At 36.6% G+C, this 26,120-nt stretch carries 20 protein-coding genes; 12 read left to right on the forward strand and 8 right to left on the reverse strand.

All coding sequences use genetic code 11. The features are described 5' to 3' along the window. The coding region (locus tag ACSQ6I_RS12750) for a 3'-5' exonuclease (protein ID WP_438890692.1) at positions 1 to 1,424 on the forward strand (1,424 nt) is incomplete at its 5' end. Positions 1,425 to 1,468: 44 nt separating this feature from the next. Further along, a complete protein-coding gene (locus ACSQ6I_RS12755) occupies positions 1,469 to 2,293 on the forward strand; it encodes an Rpn family recombination-promoting nuclease/putative transposase (RefSeq protein ID WP_438890693.1) in 825 nt (274 codons plus the stop codon). Positions 2,294 to 2,381: 88 nt separating this feature from the next. Here ACSQ6I_RS12755 and ACSQ6I_RS12760 read toward each other — a convergent pair whose 3' ends face one another. Further along, positions 2,382 to 3,011: a class I SAM-dependent methyltransferase gene (locus ACSQ6I_RS12760; RefSeq protein ID WP_438890694.1), complete on the reverse strand. Its 630-nt coding sequence runs from the start codon at positions 3,009 to 3,011 to the stop codon at positions 2,382 to 2,384. A 93-nt stretch (positions 3,012 to 3,104) separates the two neighbouring features. Here ACSQ6I_RS12760 and hemH point away from each other — a divergent pair, with 93 nt between their 5' ends. Beyond that, positions 3,105 to 4,268, forward strand: coding sequence for a ferrochelatase (hemH, locus tag ACSQ6I_RS12765; RefSeq protein ID WP_015216662.1), 1,164 nt, complete (start codon positions 3,105 to 3,107; stop codon positions 4,266 to 4,268). A gap of 278 nt (positions 4,269 to 4,546) precedes the next feature. On the opposite strand, the gene ACSQ6I_RS12770 is transcribed toward hemH, so the two are convergent. Next, positions 4,547 to 5,092 carry a DUF4126 domain-containing protein gene (locus tag ACSQ6I_RS12770; protein ID WP_015216663.1) on the reverse strand — a complete coding sequence of 182 codons (546 nt, stop codon included), beginning with the start codon at positions 5,090 to 5,092 and terminating at the stop codon, positions 4,547 to 4,549. Positions 5,093 to 5,491: 399 nt separating this feature from the next. Beyond that, positions 5,492 to 6,787, reverse strand: a complete 1,296-nt coding sequence (gene purB, locus ACSQ6I_RS12775; protein ID WP_438890695.1) for an adenylosuccinate lyase — start codon at positions 6,785 to 6,787, stop codon at positions 5,492 to 5,494. 727 nt (positions 6,788 to 7,514) lie between these two features. Here purB and ACSQ6I_RS12780 point away from each other — a divergent pair. Further along, complete coding sequence (locus ACSQ6I_RS12780; protein WP_438890696.1) at positions 7,515 to 8,903, forward strand: ATP-binding protein; 1,389 nt, start codon at positions 7,515 to 7,517, stop codon at positions 8,901 to 8,903. Between the two features lie 420 nt (positions 8,904 to 9,323). Continuing rightward, a complete protein-coding gene (locus ACSQ6I_RS12785; RefSeq protein WP_438890697.1) occupies positions 9,324 to 9,665 on the forward strand; it encodes a DMT family transporter in 342 nt (113 codons plus the stop codon). Between the two features lie 55 nt (positions 9,666 to 9,720). On the opposite strand, the gene ACSQ6I_RS12790 is transcribed toward ACSQ6I_RS12785, so the two are convergent. Next, positions 9,721 to 11,658: an FAD-dependent oxidoreductase gene (locus ACSQ6I_RS12790; RefSeq protein WP_438890698.1), complete on the reverse strand. Its 1,938-nt coding sequence runs from the start codon at positions 11,656 to 11,658 to the stop codon at positions 9,721 to 9,723. Positions 11,659 to 12,123: 465 nt separating this feature from the next. Here ACSQ6I_RS12790 and ACSQ6I_RS12795 point away from each other — a divergent pair, with 465 nt between their 5' ends. Beyond that, the gene (locus ACSQ6I_RS12795; RefSeq protein WP_438890699.1) at positions 12,124 to 12,897 is read left to right on the forward strand and encodes an ABC transporter permease; all 774 of its coding nucleotides are present in this window, start codon (positions 12,124 to 12,126) and stop codon (positions 12,895 to 12,897) included. Between the two features lie 57 nt (positions 12,898 to 12,954). Here the strand turns inward: ACSQ6I_RS12795 and ACSQ6I_RS12800 are convergent, their stop codons facing one another. Then, positions 12,955 to 14,007: a glycosyltransferase family 1 protein gene (locus tag ACSQ6I_RS12800; protein ID WP_438890700.1), complete on the reverse strand. Its 1,053-nt coding sequence runs from the start codon at positions 14,005 to 14,007 to the stop codon at positions 12,955 to 12,957. Between the two features lie 678 nt (positions 14,008 to 14,685). Between ACSQ6I_RS12800 and ACSQ6I_RS12805 the strand changes: the two genes are divergently transcribed. Continuing rightward, positions 14,686 to 15,636 (forward strand): polysaccharide pyruvyl transferase family protein, encoded by a 951-nt coding sequence (locus ACSQ6I_RS12805; RefSeq protein WP_438890701.1) that lies wholly within the window; start codon positions 14,686 to 14,688, stop codon positions 15,634 to 15,636. Next, entirely contained in the window at positions 15,636 to 15,821 is a 186-nt protein-coding gene (locus ACSQ6I_RS12810) for a polysaccharide pyruvyl transferase family protein (RefSeq protein ID WP_438890702.1), read from the forward strand. The genes ACSQ6I_RS12805 and ACSQ6I_RS12810 overlap by 1 nt, the downstream gene beginning before the upstream one ends. Positions 15,822 to 15,983: 162 nt before the next feature. Here the strand turns inward: ACSQ6I_RS12810 and hpsE are convergent, their stop codons facing one another. Further along, positions 15,984 to 16,937 (reverse strand): hormogonium polysaccharide biosynthesis glycosyltransferase HpsE, encoded by a 954-nt coding sequence (gene hpsE, locus ACSQ6I_RS12815; protein ID WP_438890703.1) that lies wholly within the window; start codon positions 16,935 to 16,937, stop codon positions 15,984 to 15,986. A 456-nt stretch (positions 16,938 to 17,393) separates the two neighbouring features. Next, positions 17,394 to 18,344: a glycosyltransferase gene (locus ACSQ6I_RS12820; protein WP_438890704.1), complete on the reverse strand. Its 951-nt coding sequence runs from the start codon at positions 18,342 to 18,344 to the stop codon at positions 17,394 to 17,396. A gap of 589 nt (positions 18,345 to 18,933) precedes the next feature. On the opposite strand from ACSQ6I_RS12820, the gene ACSQ6I_RS12825 reads away from it, so the two are divergent. The 4 genes from ACSQ6I_RS12825 (at position 18,934) to ACSQ6I_RS12840 (ending at position 24,642) form a co-directional block, all read left to right on the forward strand. Further along, positions 18,934 to 19,827 carry an ABC transporter ATP-binding protein gene (locus ACSQ6I_RS12825; protein WP_438890705.1) on the forward strand — a complete coding sequence of 298 codons (894 nt, stop codon included), beginning with the start codon at positions 18,934 to 18,936 and terminating at the stop codon, positions 19,825 to 19,827. A 72-nt stretch (positions 19,828 to 19,899) separates the two neighbouring features. Next, on the forward strand, positions 19,900 to 20,289 hold the full coding sequence (locus ACSQ6I_RS12830) for a DUF2358 domain-containing protein (RefSeq protein WP_438890706.1): 390 nt from the start codon (positions 19,900 to 19,902) through the stop codon (positions 20,287 to 20,289). Between the two features lie 108 nt (positions 20,290 to 20,397). Continuing rightward, positions 20,398 to 21,585 (forward strand): TRC40/GET3/ArsA family transport-energizing ATPase, encoded by a 1,188-nt coding sequence (locus ACSQ6I_RS12835; RefSeq protein WP_438890707.1) that lies wholly within the window; start codon positions 20,398 to 20,400, stop codon positions 21,583 to 21,585. A gap of 333 nt (positions 21,586 to 21,918) precedes the next feature. Continuing rightward, entirely contained in the window at positions 21,919 to 24,642 is a 2,724-nt protein-coding gene (locus tag ACSQ6I_RS12840) for a GAF domain-containing protein (RefSeq protein WP_438890708.1), read from the forward strand. Positions 24,643 to 24,805: 163 nt separating this feature from the next. On the opposite strand, the gene dnaN is transcribed toward ACSQ6I_RS12840, so the two are convergent. Then, on the reverse strand, positions 24,806 to 25,954 hold the full coding sequence (dnaN, locus tag ACSQ6I_RS12845; RefSeq protein WP_438890709.1) for a DNA polymerase III subunit beta: 1,149 nt from the start codon (positions 25,952 to 25,954) through the stop codon (positions 24,806 to 24,808). Between the last annotated feature and the right edge of the window lie 166 nt (positions 25,955 to 26,120).

Here is a 26,120-nt window from a genome sequence, read left to right on the forward strand (position 1 = left end):
GTTATAAACACGAATGTGTGAGTAAGATTGAAGAACAATTTTTGGATTTAGCATATAGATTTTATAAATCCTATTTAAGATGTCTTGAGGATAAAGGTGAAGAAGATTTTGATGGACTAATGCAGAAATCTGTAGAAGTAGTTACATCAGGAAAAACCATATTTCGCCGTAAATCAAAAACTGGTGATTTAAAGAGTCTCAGATACATCATGATTGATGAATATCAAGACTTTTCGGAACTATTCTATAATCTAATAGAAGCCATCAGAAAGCACAATCCTCAAGCACTATTTTTCTGTGTTGGTGATGACTGGCAAGCAATAAATGGGTTTGCTGGTTCTGACCTCCGATTTTATCAGAATTTTCACCAACTTTTTCAACCATCACAGCAATTACATATAGCTACAAATTACCGTTCAGCTTATTCTATTGTTGGTATTGGTGACAAGTTAATGCAAGGGTTGGGTACTCCTGCTCGCGCTGATAAAAAGATTTCAGGAATAGTTAATATTGCTGATATGTCTATCTTTGAACCAACTTCCACAGAGCAAGAAAATTATCCTGGAGACAATATAACACCTGCTATTTTACGTCTAATTAACAAGACTATTAAAGAAGGTAAAAAAGTAGTATTACTCAGTCGAAAAAATAGTTTACCTTGGTATGTGAATTATAAAAATCAAAAGAGTAAATATAAAAATGGTACACTTGATAGTTTTTTAGAACTAGTGCGCTCATACCTTCCTGAAGAATCAAGAGAAGTCGTAACTATATTAACTGCTCACAAATCTAAAGGTCTTCAAAAAGATGTAGTTATAATACTTGATGCTGTTTCTCGTTGTTATCCATTGATACATCCTGATTTAATGTTTACCCGTGTGTTTGGTGATAGCATTGAGCGTGTAGTAGATGAAGAACGCCGTTTATTTTATGTTGCTTTAACTCGTGCAGTTGAAACTTTATTTATTGTCACAGAAAGTAAAAATTCATCACCTTTCCTTGAAGAATTAAACAGCAGAACAGAAATTTCTGTATTAAATTGGTCAGATTACCAACCTTTGGTTGGTGTAGGAAATCCACGGTATATTAATGTTAAAGTTTGTAATCAACTTGGGCAAGGTAGCAACGGTACTTACATAATTAGGGATTTGTTTAGAGCGGAAGGTTATAGATGGAATGATACAATAAAATTTTGGTATCGTAGCTATCCAGCAGAAGGTTTTTCAGTTCAACAATATTTTAATAACGCAAATTGGATTTCTCAAGCTATGGGAATTGAAGTGCAGTTTTGTGACGATGGGGAAAATGAATTAGCAGTTTATCTTGTTGATCAAGGTTTATGTACTCCGGTAATTGATAATATTTCTGCTAGTGGTACAGAAATGGATATTTTCGAGTTAGAAATCCTTGATAAACCCTTCTGAGTTCACTAAATTTTTGTCAATGAGTAAGTCCTAAACTTGTTAAAATGAAAACAGACAGCATATTTTACCGATTATTTCAAGAAGTACCCGGTATATTTTTTGAACTGATTGGTAACTCTCCCCAACTAGCGGAACTTTATCAATTTTCATCAGTTGAAATTAAACAAACAGCTTTTAGAATAGATGGAGTTTTCTTACCTAACCAAAATACAGATAACCCCATCTACTTTTTAGAAGTACAATTTCAATCAGATAAGGATCTCTACAATAGACTTTTTAGCGAAATATTTCTTTACATCCGCCAAAACAACCCCAAAAATCACTGGAGTGTGGTAGTTATCTATCCAAACCGCAGCATAGATACAAGAGATATTCAGCATTATCAAGAATTCTTCACCAGCCAACGAGTCAGAGTTATTTATCTTGATGAATTAGGAGAAACAACATCTTTACCCATTGGTATTGCTACAATAAAACTAATCATCGCTAACGAAGATAACTCCATTACCCAAGCTAGAGAATTAATCACCAGAACTAAACAAGAGATAGATTCTCAATTTCAACAGCAACAAGTATTACAAATCATCGAGACTATTTTAATTTACAAGTTTCCAAGAATGAATAGGGAGGAAATAGAAGCCATGTTTGGATTAAGTGAGTTAAAACAAACCCGATTTTATCAAGAAGCAAAAGAAGAGGGAAAGGAAGAAGGAATAGAAGTAGGTGAACGCAAAGTTAAATTAGACGCAGTTCCTGGGTTGATAGCATTGGGTTTAACTAGAGAACAAATCGCACAAGTTTTAAATTTAAGTTTGGAAGAAATTAGCGAGATTGTCCAACAACAAAATATCAACACAAAGGACAAATAAAATAGATAAAGACGAGGAATAATACCAAATAGGTGATAAATTTATTCCTCAACACTTTTTAGATACCTGTGTTTTATGTTCTCTGTTCCTAACTCAATTTCCGTGCTTGTATAACCTGCAAACTACCACCAGCATATAAACTTGGTACACTTACCTCAAACCCATTTTCTCTTAACAAAGCAGGTAAATCAGTTTTTAATAACTCCCAAGCAGTCTCCGTTTCAAATAACCAGAAAAACACCGATAAACCAGTCCAAAATATGGGATTTGTCGGTGGGTGAAAATCTACTAATGTAAATACACCCCCTGGCTTTAAAACCCGATAAACCTCTTGAATGATTTTTCGCAATTGTTCAGGCTGCATTTCGTGTAAAGCGGCACTGGTATGAATGACATCAAATAAATTATCTACAAAAGGCATATTTTCTGCAAAAGCTTCCACATAAGCAGCATTCGGCACATTTCTCCGCGCCCGTTGCAAAGATAATGGAGAAGCATCTAGCCCTGTAACATTTTGTGATAATTTCACCAAAAATTCTGTTGTTTGACCACTACCACAACATAAATCTAGAATTTGAGTATCTGAGTTTAGTGTTAAACCTTGTAAAGCGAGTTGGCGGAAACGACGTTCACCACCCACACTTAAGGCTGCTAAACGCGATATGCCATCATATAACCATTGATAGCGATAACTCCAGTCTCTTAAAATAGTTGCCATTGCATCTTTCCTACCGATAAAGCTTTATATTTAATTAAAGATATATTGTTAACATTAGTAAAAAATCTGAAAGGTTGGGGGAAAGTAACTGCTATGGGTCGTGTAGGCGTATTATTACTCAATCTCGGAGGCCCCGATAAATTAGAAGATGTCGGGCCGTTTTTATACAATCTGTTTTCTGATCCTGAAATTATTCGTCTACCCTTTCGCTGGATGCAAAAACCTTTGGCTTGGTTTATTGCTACACGACGAACTAAAACATCTCAAGAAAATTATAAGTATATCGGTGGTGGTTCTCCATTGCGGCGGATCACAGAAGAACAAGGGGAAGCACTGAAAGCACAACTAAATGCTTTGGGGAAAGAAGCGAATATTTATGTGGGAATGCGTTATTGGCATCCATATACAGAAGAAGCGATCGCACAACTGTCTCAAGACAACATTGAAAGTCTGGTGATTTTACCACTTTACCCCCAATTTTCTATCAGTACTAGTGGTTCCAGTTTCCGACTCTTAGAACAACTGTGGCGCGAAAACCCAAAACTGCAACCGCTGGAATACACCGTCATTCCTTCCTGGTACAAACAACCAGGCTACCTGCAAGCAATGGCGGAATTGATAATTCAGCAACTCAATCAATACCCTGATCCTGATCAAGTGCATATCTTTTTTAGCGCCCACGGCGTTCCTAAAAGCTATGTTATCGAAGCAGGTGATCCTTATCAACAAGAGATTGAGGAATGTACTCAGTTGATAATGCAAACCCTAAATCGCCCCAATGCCCACACCTTAGCTTATCAAAGTCGTGTCGGTCCCGTGGAATGGCTGCAACCTTATACTGAAGATGCGCTCAAAGAACTAGGTGCAGCAGGTGTCAAAGATTTAGTCGTTGTACCTATCAGTTTTGTCTCAGAACACATCGAGACACTGCAAGAAATTGATATTGAATATCGGGAAATAGCCGAAGAAGCCGGAATTCACAACTTCCGTCGTGCCGCTGCTCCCAATACGCATCCGGTATTTATTAAAGCACTAGCAGATTTGGTAATTGAGTCACTGGAAAAACCTAGCCTCAAATTATCACAAGTCACCCAGATGAAAAAAAGGGTGAAAATGTACCCTCAAGAACGTTGGGAATGGGGTTTAACAACCAGCGCCGAAGTCTGGAATGGTCGAATTGCCATGCTAGGTTTCATTGCTTTGATTATCGAGTTGATTACTGGTCAAGGCTTACTACACGCGATCGGACTTTTGTAAAAATAGCAAGGTAGAAATTTTAATTATTCACACAATAGACTAAAATCCCCCGGAACTCAATACTTGTCGGTTAAGCTCAAAAAAATGAAATCGCGTAGGTTGGGTTGAACGATAGTGAAACCCAACAAATGCTTGCAAATGTTGGGTTTCGTTCCTCAACCCAACCTACAAAAATTCTAAAACCTAAAATTGATCAATAATTCCTTGATGCTACAAGCCCCCAGATTTATCCATGAAATTAATGGAAAATCCAAAATCTAAAATCTAAAATTGTCTGACTACAGACGACGATTTTGCCAGTACCACTGATACCACTGTTTAGCACTATGAATTGCAAACCAGAGAAGGATTAAGGCAATTAATCCTCCTTGCCAGGGAGCATCAACGGCAAACAGTACCAGTAGAACACACAACATATCTTGAAGAAAAACTGCCCACAACGGCAAGCCACGCAAGCGATAAAACCAACCTAATTGAACTAGTTGGAGTACCAAAGCCAAGGAACCACCAATACAAGCAATTATCCAGCTTGGCATTGCTGTTGCTGAGGCAACGGCTAACCCCATAATTGCCCCTACTATGGGAGACAAAAATAACTGAATCTGTTGTACTATTCTTTGCCCACTTAGCCTTTTGGAGGCAAATAGCTCAAATAGTGACCAACTAGTGAGTAAGCAGATTAATACATAAGGTGAAATACGTGATAACAGCGGAACTTGAGACCAGAGGTTGCTGCCTTGTAACAACCCAATGATGAGCAAGGGCGTACCTATTCTCAATCCAGCAGCGGCAGCAGCAGAAAGCGTGGCGAGAATTTCAATCATTGGAATATCCCTATTATGAATAAAGGAGCAGAAGAGAGTTGTGAATATTTAGTCTTATTGAGAATAATTGTTGTACAACACTGATATTAACTAGTCTGTACATAGTAGATGCATTTTTGATATTATATATATACAGTTATAATTCATACTTATCATATTTGTGTAGATTTTAGGAGCAATTTTAAGGTTTAGACGAGTATTCAGGCTAGAAAATACTCCAAATCTCTAACTTTGCATAAATGGGGGATGATTTCTGTCACGCAGAGGCGCAGAGACACAGAGAGAATGAGAGTTTGAGGTTTCAATGTCAAAAATCCAGGAGTCAAAATTATTACCTGGTTAGAGATAATATTAGAAGCGTGGTTTTTCCCTTCTAGTTCGACTCCTGAATCCTGAAATTTAAATACCCAATCGTTGATAAACCTGATCTAAATGTCTGAGATGCTGTTGTGGGTCAAAACAGGCATCTATTTCTGTTGGTGACAGCTTTTCGGTGACACGGGGATCTTTGCTAATCAAATCGCGGAAATTACCTTCTGGTTTGTTCCAAGCTGTGTGGGCGCTTTGTTGGACGATCGCATAAGCTTCTTCGCGGTTGAGTCCTTTGTTGATCAAAGTTAGTAAAACTCTTTGGCTGAAAACTACACCACCGTAGCAGTTAAGATTCCGTTCCATGTTCTGGGGATAAACCAGTAGATTTGTCACCAAGTCGGTGATTTCATGCAGCATAAAGTGAGTCAAAATGCAGGCATCTGGTAAAACTACCCGTTCGACGGAACTGTGAGAAATATCTCGTTCGTGCCATAAAGCGACGTTTTCTAAAGCTGCACCTGCATGACTTCTTACTAATCGCGCCATCCCGGTGAGTCGTTCGGAACGAATGGGATTGCGTTTGTGTGGCATTGCACTGGAACCTTTTTGACCTTTGGCGAAGAATTCTTCAACTTCCAAAACGTCGGTTTTTTGGAGATTGCGGATTTCTACAGCAAAGCGTTCAATAGATGCGGCAACTAAGGCTAACTGCTGCACATAATCGGCATGAATATCGCGGGAAATAACTTGTGTGGAAGCAGTATCGGGTTTGAGTCCAAGTTTTTCACAAGCGATCGCTTCTACACGCGGTTCAATATTGGCATAAGTTCCCACCGCACCGGAAATTTTACCCACAGCGATGGTTCCCCGGAGAATTCGTAAGCGTTCTTGGTGTCGCAACATTTCCGCTAACCAACCGGCTAACTTAAAGCCAAAAGTCATGGGTTCAGCGTGGATACCATGCGATCGCCCAATCATGACTGTATAACGGTGTTCTCTAGCCTTGTGGCGAATTGCCTGAATTAAATCTTCCAAGCATTGCAACAACAGATCCAAACTAGCAACCAATTGTAGTGCCAAAGCCGTATCTAGCACATCTGAACTAGTTAAACCCAAATGAATATAGCGTCCCGCCTCACCTACATATTCATTGACATTAGTCAAAAAAGCGATCATATCATGGCGAACTTCTGCCTCAATTTCTAGCACCCGCTGGGGGTCAAAATTCGCCTTGGCTTTAATCTCTGCAACTGCTTCTGATGGAATATAACCCAATTGAGCCTGTGCCTCGCAAACAGCAATTTCTACTTGCAGCCAGGTTTGTAGCTTATAGGCTTCATTCCAAAGATTGCCCATTTCGGGCAAAGTATAACGCTCAATCACATTCGGGCATATAATACAACCGTCATATTTTACATTTTAATTAGGGTATCTCATTTGTTCCTTCCGCTTTTTGCTCATCAATAGGAGAATGATTTTGAGACTCAGAGTCGATGAGACTAAATATTCCAACTTGAAAACATTGAGGATCAGGTAGAAGGGAAGAGAGTTTAAAGCCTATTAATTTTGATTCGCATAGCTACAATTATGCAGACTTACTTAGCTATATAGATAATTTTTAGGACACCTTAGCTAATTTGACTACTTATCCTTAACTTTTACTTAAAGGCTGGGTGCTAGGATCTGACTCGTTCTTTAACTCAAGACTAAATTATTCCTATATATATTTCACTCAAACCCTATTATTGTCTGCAATCTTGAGAGTGCGATCACCTTTCCTATCGTAAATCCAGCATTCGACTGAGCGATCGCCGAAATCTACGCGTAGCGTCTCATCCTTGCACAGCATAACGTAAGCATAAGGCAGCTTAACTAAAAATTACTTGATTTGATTAAGCAAAAACCATAAATTCCGCTAAAAAAACTCGAAATTATAATTTTGCGTAGTCAGAAGATTTACAAGCCTGTTTTGGGAATGCTAACTGGAGTAATAATGCGGATGTTAGTAACCATCAGACAATTTTAGATTTTCAATTGATTCCATCAATAAATCCGGGGGCTTCTAGCATCAACAAATCATTGGTCAATATTACATCAAAGGATGGTAAAAATGCTGGCTATGCATAGCATAAGAAATGCTGATGAATTGAACCTAAAACTAGAGTCAACCTTGCAAGAACTACCAGTTTGGACGGTTCAAATCGAGCTAAATTATCCAGGAAATGCATTAGCTAAACTTTTTGAGCAAGAGCCTTTACTGCCTGGAATCATCTTGACTAAAAATCAGCAATGTATAGGCATGATTTCACGACGGCTGTTTTTTGAGCAAATGAGTCATCCCTATGGTTTAGGGCTATTTGCTGGTCGTCCTATCGAATATCTATACAATTTTCTGAAGCCAGAGATATCTGTCTTACCAGAAGATGTGCTGATTATGGAAGCGACCCAGATAGCATTAGAACGCTCTTCTAAAAACGTCTATGAGCCAATTTTAGTCACAGATCAATCTTGTCAGTATGGAGTCCTTGATTTCCATCAGTTACTGTTAGCCTCATCCCACATCCAGGCTCTCACACTGACTAGATTACAAAAAGAAAAAGAACGAGCCAGAGCAGCACACGCAGGATTTCGTGACCTCCAGCACAACTATACTCGATTACTACAAAATGAAAAAATGATTGCTTTGGGACAAATGGTAGCAGGTATAGCCCACGAAATTAATAACCCCATGAATTTTATCTATGGCAATCTCAACTATGCTAGTGAATATGTACAAGACCTGATCAAGATACTGCAATGCTATCAACAGGAACAGTCTTACTCTGATGTAGTGTCACAAGTAAAAAAGCAGGGGATTGAAATAGAATTTATTATGGAAGATTTGCCTAAATTATTATCTTCCATGAAAGTTGGTGCTACCAGAATTAATGAAATTGTTTTATCTTTACGTAATTTCTCTCGATTAGATCAAGCAGAAATTAAATTAGTCGATATTCATGAAGGTATTGAAAATACATTAACAATTCTCCAACATAATTTAAAAGCTAAACCTGATCGTCCGGAAATTTCAGTAATTAAAGAGTATGGCAAACTTCCTTTAGTCGAGTGCTATGCAGGGCAAATGAATCAGGTATTTATGAATATAATAGCTAATGCTATTGATGCTTTATCTGAAAGTTATAAAGTTTCCAATGGCAGTGATAAAAATACTCAAAAAGATATCAAAATTTTTATTCGTAGCGAAGTAACTGATGATAATCAAATAATGATTAGCATTGCTGATAACGGTTTGGGAATACCGGAGGGTATACAAAAACGTTTATTTGATCCATTCTTTACCACTAAACCTGTAGGTAAAGGAACTGGATTAGGATTATCTATCAGCCATCAAATTGTAGTGGAAAAACATGGTGGTCAACTTTACTGTGTATCTAATCCAGGCAAAGGTTCAGAATTCATCATTAAAATTCCCATTTTTTTAGACAAAAGATTGTCTTAGAAAAATTCACAAAAAAGATGATCCAATCTTGTGGGATGGGCATACTTCGACAAGCTCAGTACAAGTCCTGCCCGTCCTTGTATTATTAGCAGGATTTTCGTCCTGCACCACAAGAAATTTTGGGATATTTTTTTATTTGGAAGTCTGTTAATGAAAACTTTATACAAACTGGATATATATGAAGTTGCATAGAATAAGATATCAAGAATAATTGACCGCAGATAAACGCAGATATAGCTTGCTTCCCACAGGGTACACAGATGAAGATTGATAATTCAATTGATGTCATCATTCTGTACAGTATAACTGGCATAAATATATTAAAATAATGACATTAGATTTTATACTTATAGCAATTTTTGAATTTTCCAGAGATAATCAAATAACCCTAATTCTGCAAAATAACAATCTATAATAACTATGTTAAGCAGTTGGCTTTATCTCATGATAGCAATTATTTTTGAAGTCTGCGGCACAACTTGTATGAAATTGTCCGAAGAATTCACTAAAATAATTCCTTCCATCTTAATATTTGTATCCTATGGACTTTGTTTAACTTTTTTGACACTTTCTCTCAGAAAAATTGAAGTTAGTATCGTTTATGCCATTTGGTCTGGATTTGGTACTATCTTAATTACTAGTATTGGTATTGTCTGGTTTCGTGAGTCTTTCACAGTCGTAAAAGCTATGTCCATATTTTTAATAATTGTCGGTGTGATTGGTTTAAATTTAGGTGAATACTTGCAGAATACCCATAATTAACGTTCATTTTTCTAAAATTAGAAGCAATGTATTGAGTAAGTGCAGAAGTTATTGATTAAATTTGTAATAATCCCTCTGGATTTACTGTTAAAAGCGGCCGACGCTGCAAACCTTCACGATGTAAAATTTCATTTGCAGCCAGCAAACCACTACTAACAGCCCGTTCCATTAAACCACAAGGAAAAGGCATTTTTACCCAATCACCAGCGAATAATAAGTTAGTCACATTTGTGCTACTTTCTGGACGATCTGCATAACTATTAGGTGGATATCCAGAGAAGTTATGTTGATTAACTAATTCCTGATGTAGCACTTTTGCTTGTTTTAAATCAGGAACAATATCATAAAGTTCTTGTTCAAAAGTATTTAATAAAGCTTCTTGGTTAGGAAACTCTTTTTCTTTGTAACAATAAGCGTGTAATTCTACCACACTACCACCAGTGCGTTGTGACCAATCAATGAATTGTTTTTGAATGCGGTGATAAAGGGTAATGCTGTCAGTTAATCGGTAGCCAGATAAAGAAGTAAAGTTACTATGTTCCCATTCAAAGTCCTGATCAAACCAGAAACGGCACACAGCAAAGGGATCAGCAATACTCAGCTTCTCAACTTGCGATCGCACTTTTTGATCTACATCCCCAGTCATGCGTTTAAATAGTTGTTGTACTCCCGGTACATCAGTCGCTAAAACATAATAATCAGCCGTAATTATCTCTGGTGATGATGACTCTTGATTAACTGCTAATAATTGCAAATTATCATCCTGTCTTTCTACAACTTGAAACTTAGATAAATCTCTTTGAGCAGGGCCTTTAACTACTTTACCTTCAGATGTAAATACAGCACCATGACAAGGACAATGAAATTGACCATCTGCTGCTATTTGCACAGTACATCCTTGATGGGTGCAAGTGAGAGAAATAGCTTCCTGACTACCATTTAAGCAAGCAAATACTTCATCAGCCGCACCAAAATATTCTATTTTACTATCACTGACAATAGAGTTGCGCTTTACCCAAAAAGGCACATTATTATTATTGTTACCCACATAATATTTAATTTCTGCAATCTGATTGTTATTAGCAACTATTTCACTCACAGTTGCACCTGTGATAATTTTACCCTGCTGCTGAATTACTTGAGCGATAGGTTGGACTAAACTTGTCCCCATATCGTCTTTTGTCCCATTAAAAGCCAGTCCTTCAGGATTTCCAAAAAAGTAAAAATGGAAGAACTGCATCAGTTCTCCTACACTCATGGTATCAGGTGCGTTTAAACTAGATTTGGCAAAAGGTAAAAAATATAAATCATATAAACCTTGGGGAAATTCTGTTTTTACCCAATCAGCAACGGAAATATGATCAAAACGCCGATAATTTTTTTCTCGCTGGAAACCTGTAATCGCCTGAAAGACTTGTAAATGCTTGATTTTAGTGAGGTTGATACCCCATTTTAAGCGATTGGGAGAAGCGATCGCTAAATCTATAATATTCCAAGGAAAAGCAGAACTACTAGGGCGAAAAATTTCTGGTTGATATTGGGAACCTCGGTAAACAACCGAATAATAGTTTAATGACTGAAAATTATCCTTAACCCCCAGTTCAGATACAACATCATTTAAGTTATAATACTGAGGGAAAAAGCCATGAAACCCATGTTCCATCATGAAAGTTTCACCAGCAGCTTTTATCTGCCAACTAGCAATTTTACCCCCCAGTTGGGGAGACTTTTCTAAAAGTGTAACTGCAAATCCCCTCTGAACCAATTCATAAGCACAAGCTAAACCTGCTAACCCACCTCCAATTACCACGACGCTTTTATTAGTATTTAAACTCTTGGGTAAATTGAGAGTATCTGGCTGAAAAATAGACGGTTTTGGCTTACTAAAACGTGAGTATCCTGTTGCTCCGACAATAGTACTTACGCCAAATAACTTCAGCAGTGTACGACGAGAAATAGTAGATGATTCTGGTAAGTTAAATATTTGGCTCATTGGTTATGTAATCAACTTTTCACGATGCACAATGGAGTAAAATCAAAAATATAAATGGGCAGATTTTTGTAGTCAGCCTCAAAGAATGTATTCTGACAGAAATTCAGAAATTGTCAAGAGTTAATTGGATAAATTGATCATGTTACGCACTCATCAAAACAAGTTTTATGATCTGACAGCAGATCAACCCGCACGATTTGCAGCCATAAATTACAATATTACTTGACAGTGTAATACATTATTTAATAATTGGCTACTAGGTGTGTAAAATACTTGGCATATTATATAATTCAAGTTGGGGCAATTTAGCATACATCAATCAAATCTAAGAGAATATTTGAAAACTTTTTCGTGTGGGATCTCACACTTGTAGATCCCCCTAAATCCCTCTTAAAAAGGGGGACTTTGAAGAATTTAGCCCCTCTTAAAAAAATTGCTTAACTCACTATAAATTAACTAATCAAGATGAAATATTGGCGTGAAACTATAGCTGTCACTCAGCGCATATTAATTGAACTATTGCGCCGTAGACGCAGCTTAATTTTTTGGAGTATTTTTCCAATTTCTATCTTAATTCTCAACGGATTTATTTTGGCAGAACGGGCAAAACTCACAATGGCTGTAGCTTTTGAAAATGCTGCACCTTCAAGCTTGGTAGGTGCAGCACTGTTTTTTAGCTGTTTAGGTGGGAGTGTGGCTACTGTAGTGGCAGAACGAGAACAGCAAACCCTAAAACGCTTGTTTATTTCTCCCTTAAGTGGCACATCTTACTTTTTAGGAATTTTTCTGGCTCATAGCTGCATTGGTATCGGACAAACACTTTTAGTTTATACCATAGCTGCTTTTTGGGGTGCGACATTTAAAGGTTCCATTTTATTAGGAATTATCATCATTTTATTAAGTATCATTGCTTATGTTGGCTTAGGATTTATTTTAGGTACACAATTAGCTCGACGCATTGAAGATGTTAATGCTTTGGTAGCTGCTTTTGGAGTACCTTTATTAATTTTAGGTGGGGCATTTTTACCAACTTCCTTATTTCCCCAAACTCTGTTAAACATTGCCAAATATAATCCAATATATCACATGAATGAAGCTCTCTTAGGAGTTTCAGCTAATGGAGATAAAATTGGCGATATTACATCACATTTTTGGTTTTTATTTGTGTTTGCAATGATTATGTTAGGTTGTGGATGGTTATCTTATCGACGGATGTTGATGGTAGAAAGAAGACTTTAAATCAGTTACTAAGCAGTTCCCTGATTTCTTTGATAAATTGGGGATCTATCAGAAAAATTATAGGTTGGAGAAGAGTAATTGGGCAATATATTCTGCATTTCTTTTTTCTCGCCAAATCCAATGATTATCCTGACCTTTTTCTCGAATATGAATAATTGCTTCCTCAATCACTTGGTCTAAATTATCTAAACTAGAATAGGATGAACCTATAGAAACTGGCCAAGTAATTTGATGCTTAATCACGGGATAATTTGGGGCAATGATATAACATCCACAAGATCCTGCATCACTTATCACCCCACTAGCTCGATAATAATAACGTTCTTGATCAAAATCAGTAACTAAAATATCTAATTGTTGTAATGCTTGCAAATAATCTTGGTCTTTTGTGGTATCAATAAAAATAATATCTGAGCAATTTTCTAGATATTTGGGTTTTTGATTAATCGGTGTACCAATAACTAATTCTAGTTGCTGGGAATGTTGCAATACATAATATCTGACTTTTTCTAAAACCTTATTGATAGGCTTATCTTCGCGAATAATTCCTATAATGCCAATTTTGATTTTCTCGTCTTGTTTCAATCTTTTTCCTGGTGTGAATTTCGGAGTAGTTTCACTGATTATAGGATGGGGAATAACAATTTTAGAAGATGCGGTAAATTTAAACTTATCGCTGATATAATCGTCATCTAATTCTAAAAGAACCACTTTGAATTTAGGATTAAATTCTAGAAATTTTTTCAAATAAATAAATCCCCAATATTTTATTTTATTTTCTTGGGCAAATAATTGATTACCATGAATACCTAAAAATACTTGTTTCCCTGTTGATACTAACATAGGCAACAGAGTTAAAAGATGTTGATTATAAATTTCCATAACATAAATACTATCAACATCTTTGAGGGATAAAGCTTGTAATCCCATTGAAATATGGCGATATTCACGTCGCAATTGTAATCCTACAGAATAACTAGGAATCTCTTGAGTGAATTTCTTAAACCATTCAGGAATCGGTCTTTCTATAGAGACAAATCCGATTTTATGATTAGACAAATACTGATTAATAAATAATAACTCTCTGAGTCCCTTATGAAAAATTTCCATATTATGTTAATATCCCTTTCAGCTTTATAATTTTTATGGGTTTTACTTAAAGCCACGTTAACACGTCAGCAATTCTCAATTCAAGATTTAAAGAGTATCTTTTGTCTTAATACGCTTCTAGATTATTGACTCTATTCTCGATAATTAGTCGGCTGTACTGATTTTCCCCATTATTTTCAGGACTGAATAAACTGGATAACATTACTTACACCGATCTATTGACATCTAATATCTCTAGTATGTATATATTAAGTATATTAGTAATATTCCTCGGTGTCCATGTATTTCTTCTTGCTGAAATTTATTTCTAAGATGTTACTATTAGAGAAAGCCGCTTGTGAATTTGAGTTTTTATTGAAGTATCTTAATGAGTTCATTATTATGCATTTCAAAAATATTTTATTTTAGGACTTACTCATTGACAAAATCTATTAAATATGGATTATGTATTTTACCTCTTGTAGGGTGTGGTTCGGCAAGCTCACCAACCACGTCAGACACGATAATTTAGCACACAACAGATTTTCTCTATCTGACGCACCGCATTAATAAACTATTCCAAAAGCCTGCAACTAGGCAATTTCGTGCATACATATCATGTGAAGTTTGTACAGTGCGTAAGTCCTAAATTTTTATTTTTTCAAATGCTAAATGAATGTCATCTGGGAATAATTAATCTTGATTTTTGAATATCTAAAGTTTGGAAAAAATATTATATTTGTAAACAGGAAGGTAGTCATGACAAATACCACACCACAGTCAATTAAAGAAGAATTACACAAAGCTTTAGGCCAATTAGATAGTTTTGAATCATGTGCATTGCTGAACTATCCTGATCATCTAAATTTGGGAGATCATTTGATCTGGCTAGGTACTGTAATATACCTAACTGATGTACTAAAAACAAAAATTAAATATGCCTCTAGCATTGCAGATTTTTCTCCAACAGTAATGGCAGAAAAAATTGGTAAAGCACCTATATTACTTCATGGAGGAGGTAATTTAGGAGACCTTTGGCCTCATCATCAAAAGTTTCGAGAGGAAATTATTGCTAAATATCAAGATCGTCCAATTATTATTCTGCCACAAAGTATTTTATTTAGCAATTTAGATCAGATGCAAAAAACAGCCAATATCTTTAATTCTCATCCTGATTTAACTATATTTGTCCGTGATGATCGTAGCTATAAAATTGCTGAGGAATCTTTTAATAAATGCCGAGTTATTAAATCCCCCGATATGGCTTTTCAATTGCTAAATTTACCAGGTATATCTACTAATGATAACTCAAAATCATCAATTCTTTATCACTGTAGAAAAGACAAAGAATTAAATCCAGAATTTTCGATAGATACTGTAAAAATGCCTAATTTAGTCGTACAAGATTGGGTTTCTTTTGAATGGGTATTAGGAGTTCGCTACAGAGGCATAAAACGTTTCGCCACACAAGTAGTAAGAGAAGTTTGGCAAAGGGGATTGATGACTCCAGTTGAGTGGATATATCGGCAAAAATGGCAATATTTTTATGCTAATACAGATAAATTTAATCAGATGTATAATCCTTTTATGCACAAACTTTTATGGAGTTTTATGTTGCTGGAATTTATCAATTCCAGCAACATAAACTAGTGATTACAAATCGTTTGCATGGACATATTCTTTGCATTCTCTTAGGCATTCCTCATATTTTTCTACCTAATGCTTATTACAAGAATGAATCTTTCTATGAAACATGGACAAAAGATATTCCGTTTTGTCGATTTGTTAAAGATACTTCTCAAATTGAATCTGCTATCAAAGAATTATTAGAATAAATAGGAGTTCTAGATTATGTCGGTTAAGAATTTTTGTAGGTTGAATTTCACTATAGAAGGACGGACAGGACTTGTACTGAGTCTGTCGATAGCGTAGCGTGGCGTTAGCCATAGTATGCCAATCCCACAAGATAGGATCATCTCTTTTGTGAAGTTCTCTTACTATCTGCCTTTTATTTTTCTATTAGCTGATTGTTGCCAATGATAAAAAGAACTCAGAGATAGACTGAAAAGAAGTTCCATTTCTCCAATTACAACAACATCATTTTTTAAAATATTCCTATTTTTAATATAAAAAGAAATTGCTTTTCGGAAATCATTAACCATATACATAATACTAATTATAGGTTGTTGCCAAGGTTGATAATTCAGCATTCTATAATAATATCGACATATTCCATTTTGACGGAAAAATTTTCTTAAATATTCCTTCTCAAACCTTGATTTAGGAATCAAATGATCTAATTCCATTTCAGCATTGAACCATAGTTGCCAATTTTTTTGCCAAATATAATTTAACATCTCTAAATCTTCATTTGTTTGTGGCAATACGGGATGTTCAGGAATACTTTCTAACCAAGCTTGTTTGCGAATGACTATTCCTGCTCCTGGAGGAAACATTCTTTTTTTAGTTGACTGATATTTTTCGTTATAGCAATAAGTTTTTTTGCTTTCTATAATTGCAAAAAAGCGGGCTATTCTTTCAAATCCTGGAGGGGGTTCAACTTCAAACTTTCCATGAATTTGTCCCCCATAAGCACCAGCATTTTCATGAGTTTGACCAAATTTATAAGCCTCTGCTACCCAGTTAGAATAGGGTAAATTATCATCATCTAGAAATCCGATTAAATCACTTTTCGCTTCTTTGATAGCACATCTTCGAGCAAAAGCGAGTCCTTGTTCGGCTTCAAAGCAATATTTAATAGGATAAATTTCACTCCAAGTAGATAGGTGCTGTTGTACTACCTCGGCTGTGTTATCAGTGCTATTGTTGTCAATAATCAGAATTTCCCAGGAAATTTCCTCTGTCCCAACTTGCGATCGCAATTTCTCTAAGACATCTACTATGCGGCTTTCTCCGTTATAGGTACAGATAGCCACTGTAAAATCAACCATAAGCCCTTGGTGGTGTCTATTTTATGAATTAATCTTCTTTGAATGCACTAGTATCTTGATTAGAAAATTCAGGCTCCTACGTAATTATTCTTAGTCATATCGCACAAAATACTATTTGGCAATCTGTATATCTATATATATTTCTCTAACGTCATCTTGGGGGAATTCGTGATCAGGCGAATAGTCACAAGCCCAGTATTAATACTGTTTAATCACTAAAATATCTCTGATTCCCTAAAAGGATGTTTGAAAACTTTGTCGTGTGGTATCTAACACTTGTAGATCCCCCTAAATCCCCCTTCAAAAGGGGGACTTTGAGAAATTTAGCTTAAAAAGGGGGGATCTCAATCAATTCTGATACTTTTCAAACATCCTCTAATCAAAAAGTTGCATAATTGATAATTTGAATATCTTACAGAACATATTTAGGCTAATTTTATATTCATGTGATGGCAATTATTTTTGATTAAATTTCTTCAGAAAATTCCAGAAAGATTGAGATTTTTTCCCAGGTAGAACAATTCCTAATATACTTTTTAGAATGGCGATTAAAGTTATTTTTCTTCTATTCCAAGCGATAGAAGGCTGATATTTAAAACTTTTTCCCAGTAAATTAAGAGCTACTAAGCTTTTTTGAGGTTTTGGATAACCTTCTAGAGATTTTAGAGTCAGAAACATATATAAATTTGCTAAACTCTGGTTTTTTAGAGACTGTAAACCTTGAGGTGCTTGACAAAAGGCTTTGTTGATAATTTTTAAGCCTGCTTTCTCCATTTTATTTATATTGGTGGACATTGAGCTATTTGACACTCTATATAAAATTTGTGGTGCAGGAACACAGACAAAAGGATAATCAGCAGCTAATCGCAGATACATATCCCAATCAGCGGAACGTTCTAAAGATTCATCAAAGCCGCCTAAATCTCTTAAAGATTGAGTCAAAAATAGACCATTAGATCCATTTTCTAAAAAATTAGTGAATAATAGCTTTGGTAAAGCATAACCATTAACGGTGATATATAAACCTGAACGCAAAAATTGACTAGATTCATCAATATAATCAGTCCAACTATAAGCAACAGCAGCCGTAGGATTGTTGATTAAGGCATTTAATTGAGCTTCTAGTTTATCAGGAGTCCAGATATCATCGGCATCCATAAAAGAAATGTATTTCCTATTAGCAATTTTTAATCCGCGATTTCGACTACTCGCTAGTCCAGCGTTGGGATAAGAAAATATTTTTATTCTAATATCTTTGATTTGATTAACTATGTCTACAGTTGTATCTTGCGAGCCATCGTTGATAACAATAATTTCAAAATCAGTAAATGTCTGTTTGAGAATAGATTGAATAGTTTCTTGAATTGTTTTTTCGCCATTATAAACTGGAATTACAACAGAAATCATAAATTTAATCACTCTTTTATAGATTAAACCATCTCTAGATTTTTTATAAAACTAAGTTTTTTAAGCCCAGAGTGCAGGTGTAGCCTACACAAATCCAAATTTTCCTCTATCCCAACTAGCGAACTGACAAAAGCCCTCCGGGCATCCAAGAAACAGCGCTGGCGCTATCGCAGATCCGCAACATCTAAATATGCGCTTTTGTCTGTTATAGGTACAAATAGCCACTTTAAAATCAACCATAAGCCCTTGGTGGTGTCAATTCTGTAAATAAATCTACTCTGAATACGCTAGTATCTTGATTAGAAAATTCATGCTAGTACGGAATTAGTCTTAGTCATATCGTACAAAATGCTATTTGGCAATCAGTATAATACTATATGTCTCTATGGTCACTTTAGGATAGTTTCTGATGAGACACATCTTAACAGGGAAATCCCCATAATTAAAATCAGATGACTACAGATTACCTTAAAATCAGGCTAGTTATTTGGTAATTCTAGTTGCTCACTCAAAGCTCATTAGCTTTCAATTACTTCGATCAGACAGTCAAGCTTACATTCACAAAATTTAAAATTTATGAATTGGAAATATGCTGAGAATTGAAAATTTAAACAAGTCTTACGGCAGCAGAAAAGTTCTCCAGGATTTGAAACTACATATTAAATCAGGAGAAATTTACGGCTTATTAGGTGCAAATGGAGCAGGTAAAACTACAACAATCAATATTATTTGTAATCTTCTCAATACAGATAGCGGTGATGTGACAATCAATAATCAATCTGTTTCAGAAGCAACCAAAAAATTAATTGGGATTGCACCTCAAGATAATCTGTTGTATAAAACTCTATCTTGTGAAGAGAACCTCAATTTTTTTGCTGCTATTTATGGTTTAGATCGTCAAACACGTCAGAAGCAAGTAAAAGCAACCCTCACTGCTGTTAACTTATTAGATAGAGCCAAAAGTCCCGTAGAAACTCTTAGCGGTGGAATGCAAAGACGGTTAAATATTGCTGTTGCTTTAGTACATCAGCCGCAGTTAGTAATTCTTGATGAACCGACTACGGGATTAGATATTGAAGCAAGATATGAAATTTGGGAATTAATTCGCCAACTTAAAAATCAGGGGATGACGATTTTATTAACAACACATTTATTAGATGAAGCTGAAAGACTTTGTAATAGAATTGGAATTTTGAAGAATGGTAGAATTTTAGCTGAGGGTAGTTTATCTGAGTTAAAAACCTTAATTGCGGCTCAGGAAATTATCGTGTTACAAACTACACAAGAAGAAGAAGCGATCGCACTAGCTGATAAATATGGCTTTACAACCCGGCGTTATGGTAGTGATTTAGCTTTTTGGTTGCCAGAAACGCTAGAATTAAAAGAAATCATTGCCAAATTTGACGGTATACCCATTGATTCAATTTCACGTCAGCCTGTGCGGTTAGAGCATATTTATGTAGAAGTAACTCAAGGTCAATAAAGCAGGCGATAGGTGACGTAGGAGCAATTTTGAATTGTTATATTGTCAATTCCCCATTCCCAATTCCCCATTATGGACATTATTGAAATTCTCAAAGCTGACTATCAAAGATTTCCAGTCAATCAAACTTATAGTATTTATGCGCCAGATGTTTATTTTCAAGATCCGGTTTTTAAATTTCGTGGTTTAGAACTTTATAAATGGATGATTAAATTTATCCAGACTTTCTTCCTCAATCTGAAAATGGATTTACATAACATTCAACGCCAAGAAGACACGATTAAAAGCGAGTGGACGCTTAGTTGGAATTCCCCCCTACCTTGGAAACCCCGCATTTCCATATCTGGTTGGAGTGAACTACGTCTCAATGCTGATGGTTTGATAGTTTCCCACATTGATTATTGGCATGGTTCCCGATTAGATGTCTTAAAGCAACACCTATTTTCCTTAAACAACAGTTGACATTCACAGACTTGCCATTAGCGGAAAAACTTAAACTCAAGGGTTTTCAGCCTACTCTCTTATAATGTAAATAAATGTAAACAAAATTAAAGCAGGACAGAATTATCCATGCGTGTAATTTTAATGACAGGTAAGGGTGGCGTGGGTAAAACCTCAGTCGCTGCCGCAACTGGACTTCGTTGTGCAGAACTCGGCTACCGGACACTAGTTTTAAGTACAGATCCTGCTCACTCTCTGGCAGACAGCTTTGATATAGAATTGGGACATGATGCTCGACAGGTACGCCCAAATTTGTGGGGCGCAGAACTCGACGCGTTGCAAGAATTAGAAGGTAACTGGGGGGCTGTAAAGCGTTACATTACCCAAGTTTTACAAGCACGGGGTTTAGACGGGATACAGGCGGAAGAATTAGCAATTTTACCAGGCATGGATGAGATTTTCGGCTTGGTAAGGATGAAACGTCACTATGATGAAGGGGAATTTGACGTTTTGATTATTGATTCTGCCCCGACTGGTACTGCACTACGTCTGTTGAGTTTACCAGAAGTTGGCGGCTGGTATATGCGGCGTTTTTACAAACCTTTTCAAAACATCTCTGTAGCACTTCGACCTCTGGTTGAACCTATTTTTAGACCAATTGCTGGTTTTTCTTTACCAGATAGAGAAGTGATGGATGCGCCTTATGAATTTTATGAACAAATAGAGGCGCTGGAAAAGGTATTAACTGATAATACTCAAACCTCAGTCCGTCTTGTCACCAACCCAGAAAAAATGGTGATTAAAGAATCTCTCCGCGCCCATGCTTATCTCAGTTTATATAATGTAGCGACAGATTTAATTGTAGCTAATCGCATTATTCCCCAAGAAGTTAAAGATCCATTTTTCCAACGTTGGAAAGAGAATCAAGAACAATACCGCCAAGAAATTCATAATAACTTTCATCCTTTACCTGTGAAAGAAGTACCTCTTTATTCTGAAGAAATGTGCGGTTTGGCAGCATTAGAGAGACTCAAAGAAACTCTTTACCCCGATGAAGATCCAACTCAGATTTATTACAAAGAAACAACTATTAGAGTTGTACAAGAGAATAATCAATACAGCTTAGAGCTTTACTTACCTGGCATTCCTAAAAATCAAGTTCAACTAAGTAAAAGTGGCGATGAACTAAATATTACTATTGGTAATCATCGCCGTAATTTGGTTTTACCTCAGGCTTTAGCAGCACTGCAACCATCAGGTGCAAAGATGGAAGATGATTATCTAAAAATCCGCTTTGCTGACATTGTGAAGGTTTAGGTGACAGGTGACAGGTGAAGAAAAAGCTATCAATTATCAGTGGCAATAGGTAGGAGTTTTTACTTTTTGTGAAAGTGGACTGCCGGAAGCACTATTTTGAATTGTTTTTCTCACCTGTTACCTTTTAAGAGTTCCCTGTCCATAATTTTGCGTAAATTGATCATCAAATTAATGATTTTTGCCTCTAGTTAGGATGTGACCGTATACTTACTGTAGACAAAGCTCTCAGAGAAACCTTTAAATATTATTAAGCTCAAGAATCGACTATAGTAAGATATTAATTATTGTATAAAAAAGATGGTTTCTATCCCTCCATTAGACCAGAGGACAGGTATGTCTCAAGAAACCTTACTGCGTCGGATTACAAATCGCATCCGGCAGTCCTTAGAGTTGAAAGATATTATCACAGCTACAACAGCGGAAGTTCAGTCTTTACTTGGGACTGACCGAGTCATGATTTACAAATTTCATGCTGATGGCAGTGGCCAGGTAATTGCTGAATCCATTTATGAAAATCGGATACCATCCTTATTGGGGTTGAATTTTCCTGCTGATGACATTCCGCTTGATGCGCGTGAAATGTTTATTAAGTCGCGGTTGCGTTCTGTAGTGAATGTTGATTCCAGGCAGATTGGGCAAAGTCCTCAGCGTGATATAGAAACGGGGGAAACTATCTCTTCAGAGATTCTTTACCGTTCAGTAGATCCATGTCATGTAGAATATTTAACGGCTATGGGGGTTAAGTCTTCTGTAGTTGCGCCGATTATTCATGAAGATCAACTGTGGGGATTGTTAGTATCTCATCATTCTCAAGCCCGTGATGTGGCAGAATATGAACTAGAAGCGATGCAGATGGTGGTAGAGCAGTTGTCTGTAGCGATCGCACAAAGTCATCTCCTCACCCAAGCCCGCGCCAAAGCCGAACGAGAAGCTATAATTAACCGCATCGCTACCCTCCTCCATTCACTACCTACGATAGTCTTACAGCCAGCTTTAGAAGCTACAGTTGCCGCTTTTAATGGTGTTGGTGGCAGGTTATGCATCAGACATAATGCCTTTAACTTCCAACATAGTAGATTTGAATCTCTAACAAAATGTTTAATTCCTGGAAGCAATTGTATTCAGCTTTATGTATGCGGACAGCAACCTGTTATTTCTGAACAAAATATATATCCACTTTTAGAGCAATATAGCGTCTGGCAGGAACATTACAAATCTGGTCAATACGACATTTGGGCAATTCCTGATATCTATCAAGATTCTAATTTACGCATTGTCCAACTTGCTTTTAAACCCACAAAAATCCGCAGTATTTTAATGATTCCCCTCCACTATCGACAAGAATTAGTGGGTTATTTAAGCGTTTTTCGCAACGAAATAGAAACAGAAACCCTTTGGGCTGGTAAATTTGACCCAGACAAAAGACAACTTTACCCCCGTCTATCTTTTGACTTGTGGAGCGAATCTAAACAAGGACAAGCCAAAAAATGGACAGATGAAGAAATTGAACTAGCTAGAGAAATTAGTAAACACTTTGCTTCTGCCATTCAGCAATATGAACTTTACCAACAGGTACAAAGTTTTAATGAAAATTTAGAAAAACAAGTCCACAAGCGGACATTAGAAATGCAAAGGACTGGTGAACAACAACAAGCTGTATTTGGAGTCATCAATAAAATTCGCCAGTCCCTTGATACTGATGCCATATTTAAAACCACTACAGAGGAAGTTTGTCAATTAATTAAAGCAGATCGTGTTTCTGTTTATAAATTCAATGCTGATTGGGGTGGGGAATTTGTTGGTGATTTTGAAGCTGCCAGTCCCAACTGGTTCAATGAATCTAAACTTGGTATCAATACAATTTGGAATGATACTTATTTACAAGACACTGAAGGAGGAAGATATCGCTTTAATGAAACCTTTGCCGTAGATGATATTTATCAAATGGGATTTACTCCCTGTCATGTGGATAATCTAGAACATTTTCAAATTCATGCATTTGTATTAGCTCCTATTTTTATCAGTAAAAAACTTTGGGGTTTACTTTGTACTTACCAACACACCGGACCGCGTCAATGGAAAACCTCTGAAGTTAATTTTATTAGTCAAATTGCAGCGCAACTTGGGGTAGCAATTCAACAAGCTGAATTACTGGTAAAAACTCAACTACAAGCAGAACAACTCACACAAGCTCTGCATGAATTACAAGCTACTCAAACCCAACTTATTCAAACTGAAAAAATGTCTTCTTTGGGGCAACTCGTAGCAGGTGTAGCCCATGAAATTAATAATCCAGTTAACTTTATTTCTGGCAATCTCGTTCATATCAACGAATATGCGGAAGACTTACTGAGTATGCTCAATCTCTATCAGCAAGAATTCCCAAATCCAAGTGAAGAGATTTTAGCCCAGGCAGAAGAATTCGACTTAGAATTTCTGATCAAAGATTTACCTAAAAGTTTATATTCCATGAAAATTGGAGTTGACCGCATTCGGCAAATCGTCTTATCTTTGCGAAATTTCTCGCGTCTTGATGAAGCTGAAATGAAGGAAGTTAATATCCATGATGGTATTGATAGTACCTTGCTAATTTTGCAGCATCGTTTAAAAGCCAGACCTGAATCTCCTGGTATTCAAATAATTAAAGAATATAGCGATTTACCGTTGGTAGAGTGTTATGCTGGACAGCTAAATCAAGTATTTATGAATATTTTGAGTAATGCAATTGATGCTTTAGAAAATTATAGAACATCCACATCAGCAACTCCCCAAGAATGGAAGATCACTGTTTCTACTGCCGTTAAAAAAGTGAATAGCAATTTTAACAGTGTAGTGATTAGAATTACTGACAACGGGTCAGGAATGCCAGAAACTCTCAAAGCAAGAATATTTGACCCATTTTTCACTACTAAGCCAGTGGGTAAAGGTACTGGCTTGGGTTTGTCAATTAGCTATCAAATTGTGGTAGAAAAACACGGTGGTTTATTGAAATGTAATTCCCAACCAGGTGTAGGTACTGAATTCTGGATTGAAATCCCTATTAAACATTTGGTGTAAGAATTCAGGAGTCAGAAGTTTCTCGTTTTCTCGTTCCTATACTCTGTATGGGAATGAATTTCAAAAGGCTCTGCCTTTAGTTATATCAGAGCCAGAGGCTCTGTGATGGCATTCCCAGTTTCCAACTGGGAACGAGATAAAATCCCAATTAAACACATCTCTGCTAATTTCTAAGCTGCACTGGCATAGCTAAATAGGTCATTTTTAAACCTCCTAAAGGTGTAAAAATCACTGGAGTTAGGCTTTGATTTAAGTGCATTTGGATTTCAGTTGATGGTAATTCTTTCAAGCCTTCCATTAAATATTTGACATTAAAGGCAATATCTATATCTTCTCCAGATATTTGTGCTGACATTGATTCTGTCCCACTACCTACATCTTGCGCTTCACAAGATAAGGTAATTTCTTGATTGGCGTTATCAATGCTGACTTTGACAATATTATTTTTTTGGTCAGCTAATACAGCAATTCGCTCTAAGGTGCTGATAAATTGTCGCCGTTCGAGTGTTACTTGTCGCTCAAATTGACGAGGTATTAGTTGGCGATAAGCGGGATATTGCCCTTCTAAAGTGCGGCTGGTTAAACGTTGATTTTGCCAAGCAAATACAACTTGACCTTGATCAAAATATAAGGCTACAGTTTCTTCTGATGAGCTATGAGCTAACATTCTTTGGAGTTCGCGTAATGCTCTAGCTGGTACTGTCACTTCTAGCTGATTGCTACCATCTAGAGGACGCTCATTAGTGGTTTCCAGCACAGCTAGGCGATGTCCGTCCGTAGCTGCAAATTCTAAAGTATCTTCTTTAACTGTTAGATGTACGCCGGTGAGAACTTGTTTGGTTTCATCTGCGCTGGTTGCGAATAATGAACCACGTAAGCCTTCAATGAGTGCAGCGGTGGTGAGTTGAATGGCTTCGGAATTTTCGATTATTGGTAATTCGGGAAATTCTTCTGCTCCCATTGCGCGGACTTGATACTTGCCGTTTTTGGGTTTGAGGGTGACTATTAAGCCTTCTCCGGTAGAGTCTCCTGATTCGTCATCGAGGGTGATTTCGCCTTCTGGTAGACGTGAGGTGATATCTACAAGTAGTCTAGCAGGAAGTGCGATCGCACCTCCTTCGATGACCTCAGCACTGAAACTGCTACGGATACCCAAGCTGAGATCAAAAGCTGTTAAGCTGACTTGGTTAGTTTGAGCATCGGCTTGTAGCAGTATATTAGCAAGTATGGGATGAGTTGGCCTTGATGGTACTGCACGACTGACGAGTGAAAGGTTGGTACTAAGATCGCTTTGAGCGCAAACTAATTTCATATAGCAGGGAACAGGGAATAGAGAATGGGGAATAGGGTTGAAAAAATAATCCTAACTTATTATCTTGCTCTAGGGACTGGGGACTGGAGACTAGTATCTGTGGAAAAGCTGTGGAAAAAATAGGCTAGTTTTCCACAGAGTAATTATACTCAAGAGAATTTTCTAG

This window comes from Anabaena sp. WFMT (assembly GCF_051781005.1).
GTDB lineage: Bacteria > Cyanobacteriota > Cyanobacteriia > Cyanobacteriales > Nostocaceae > Anabaena.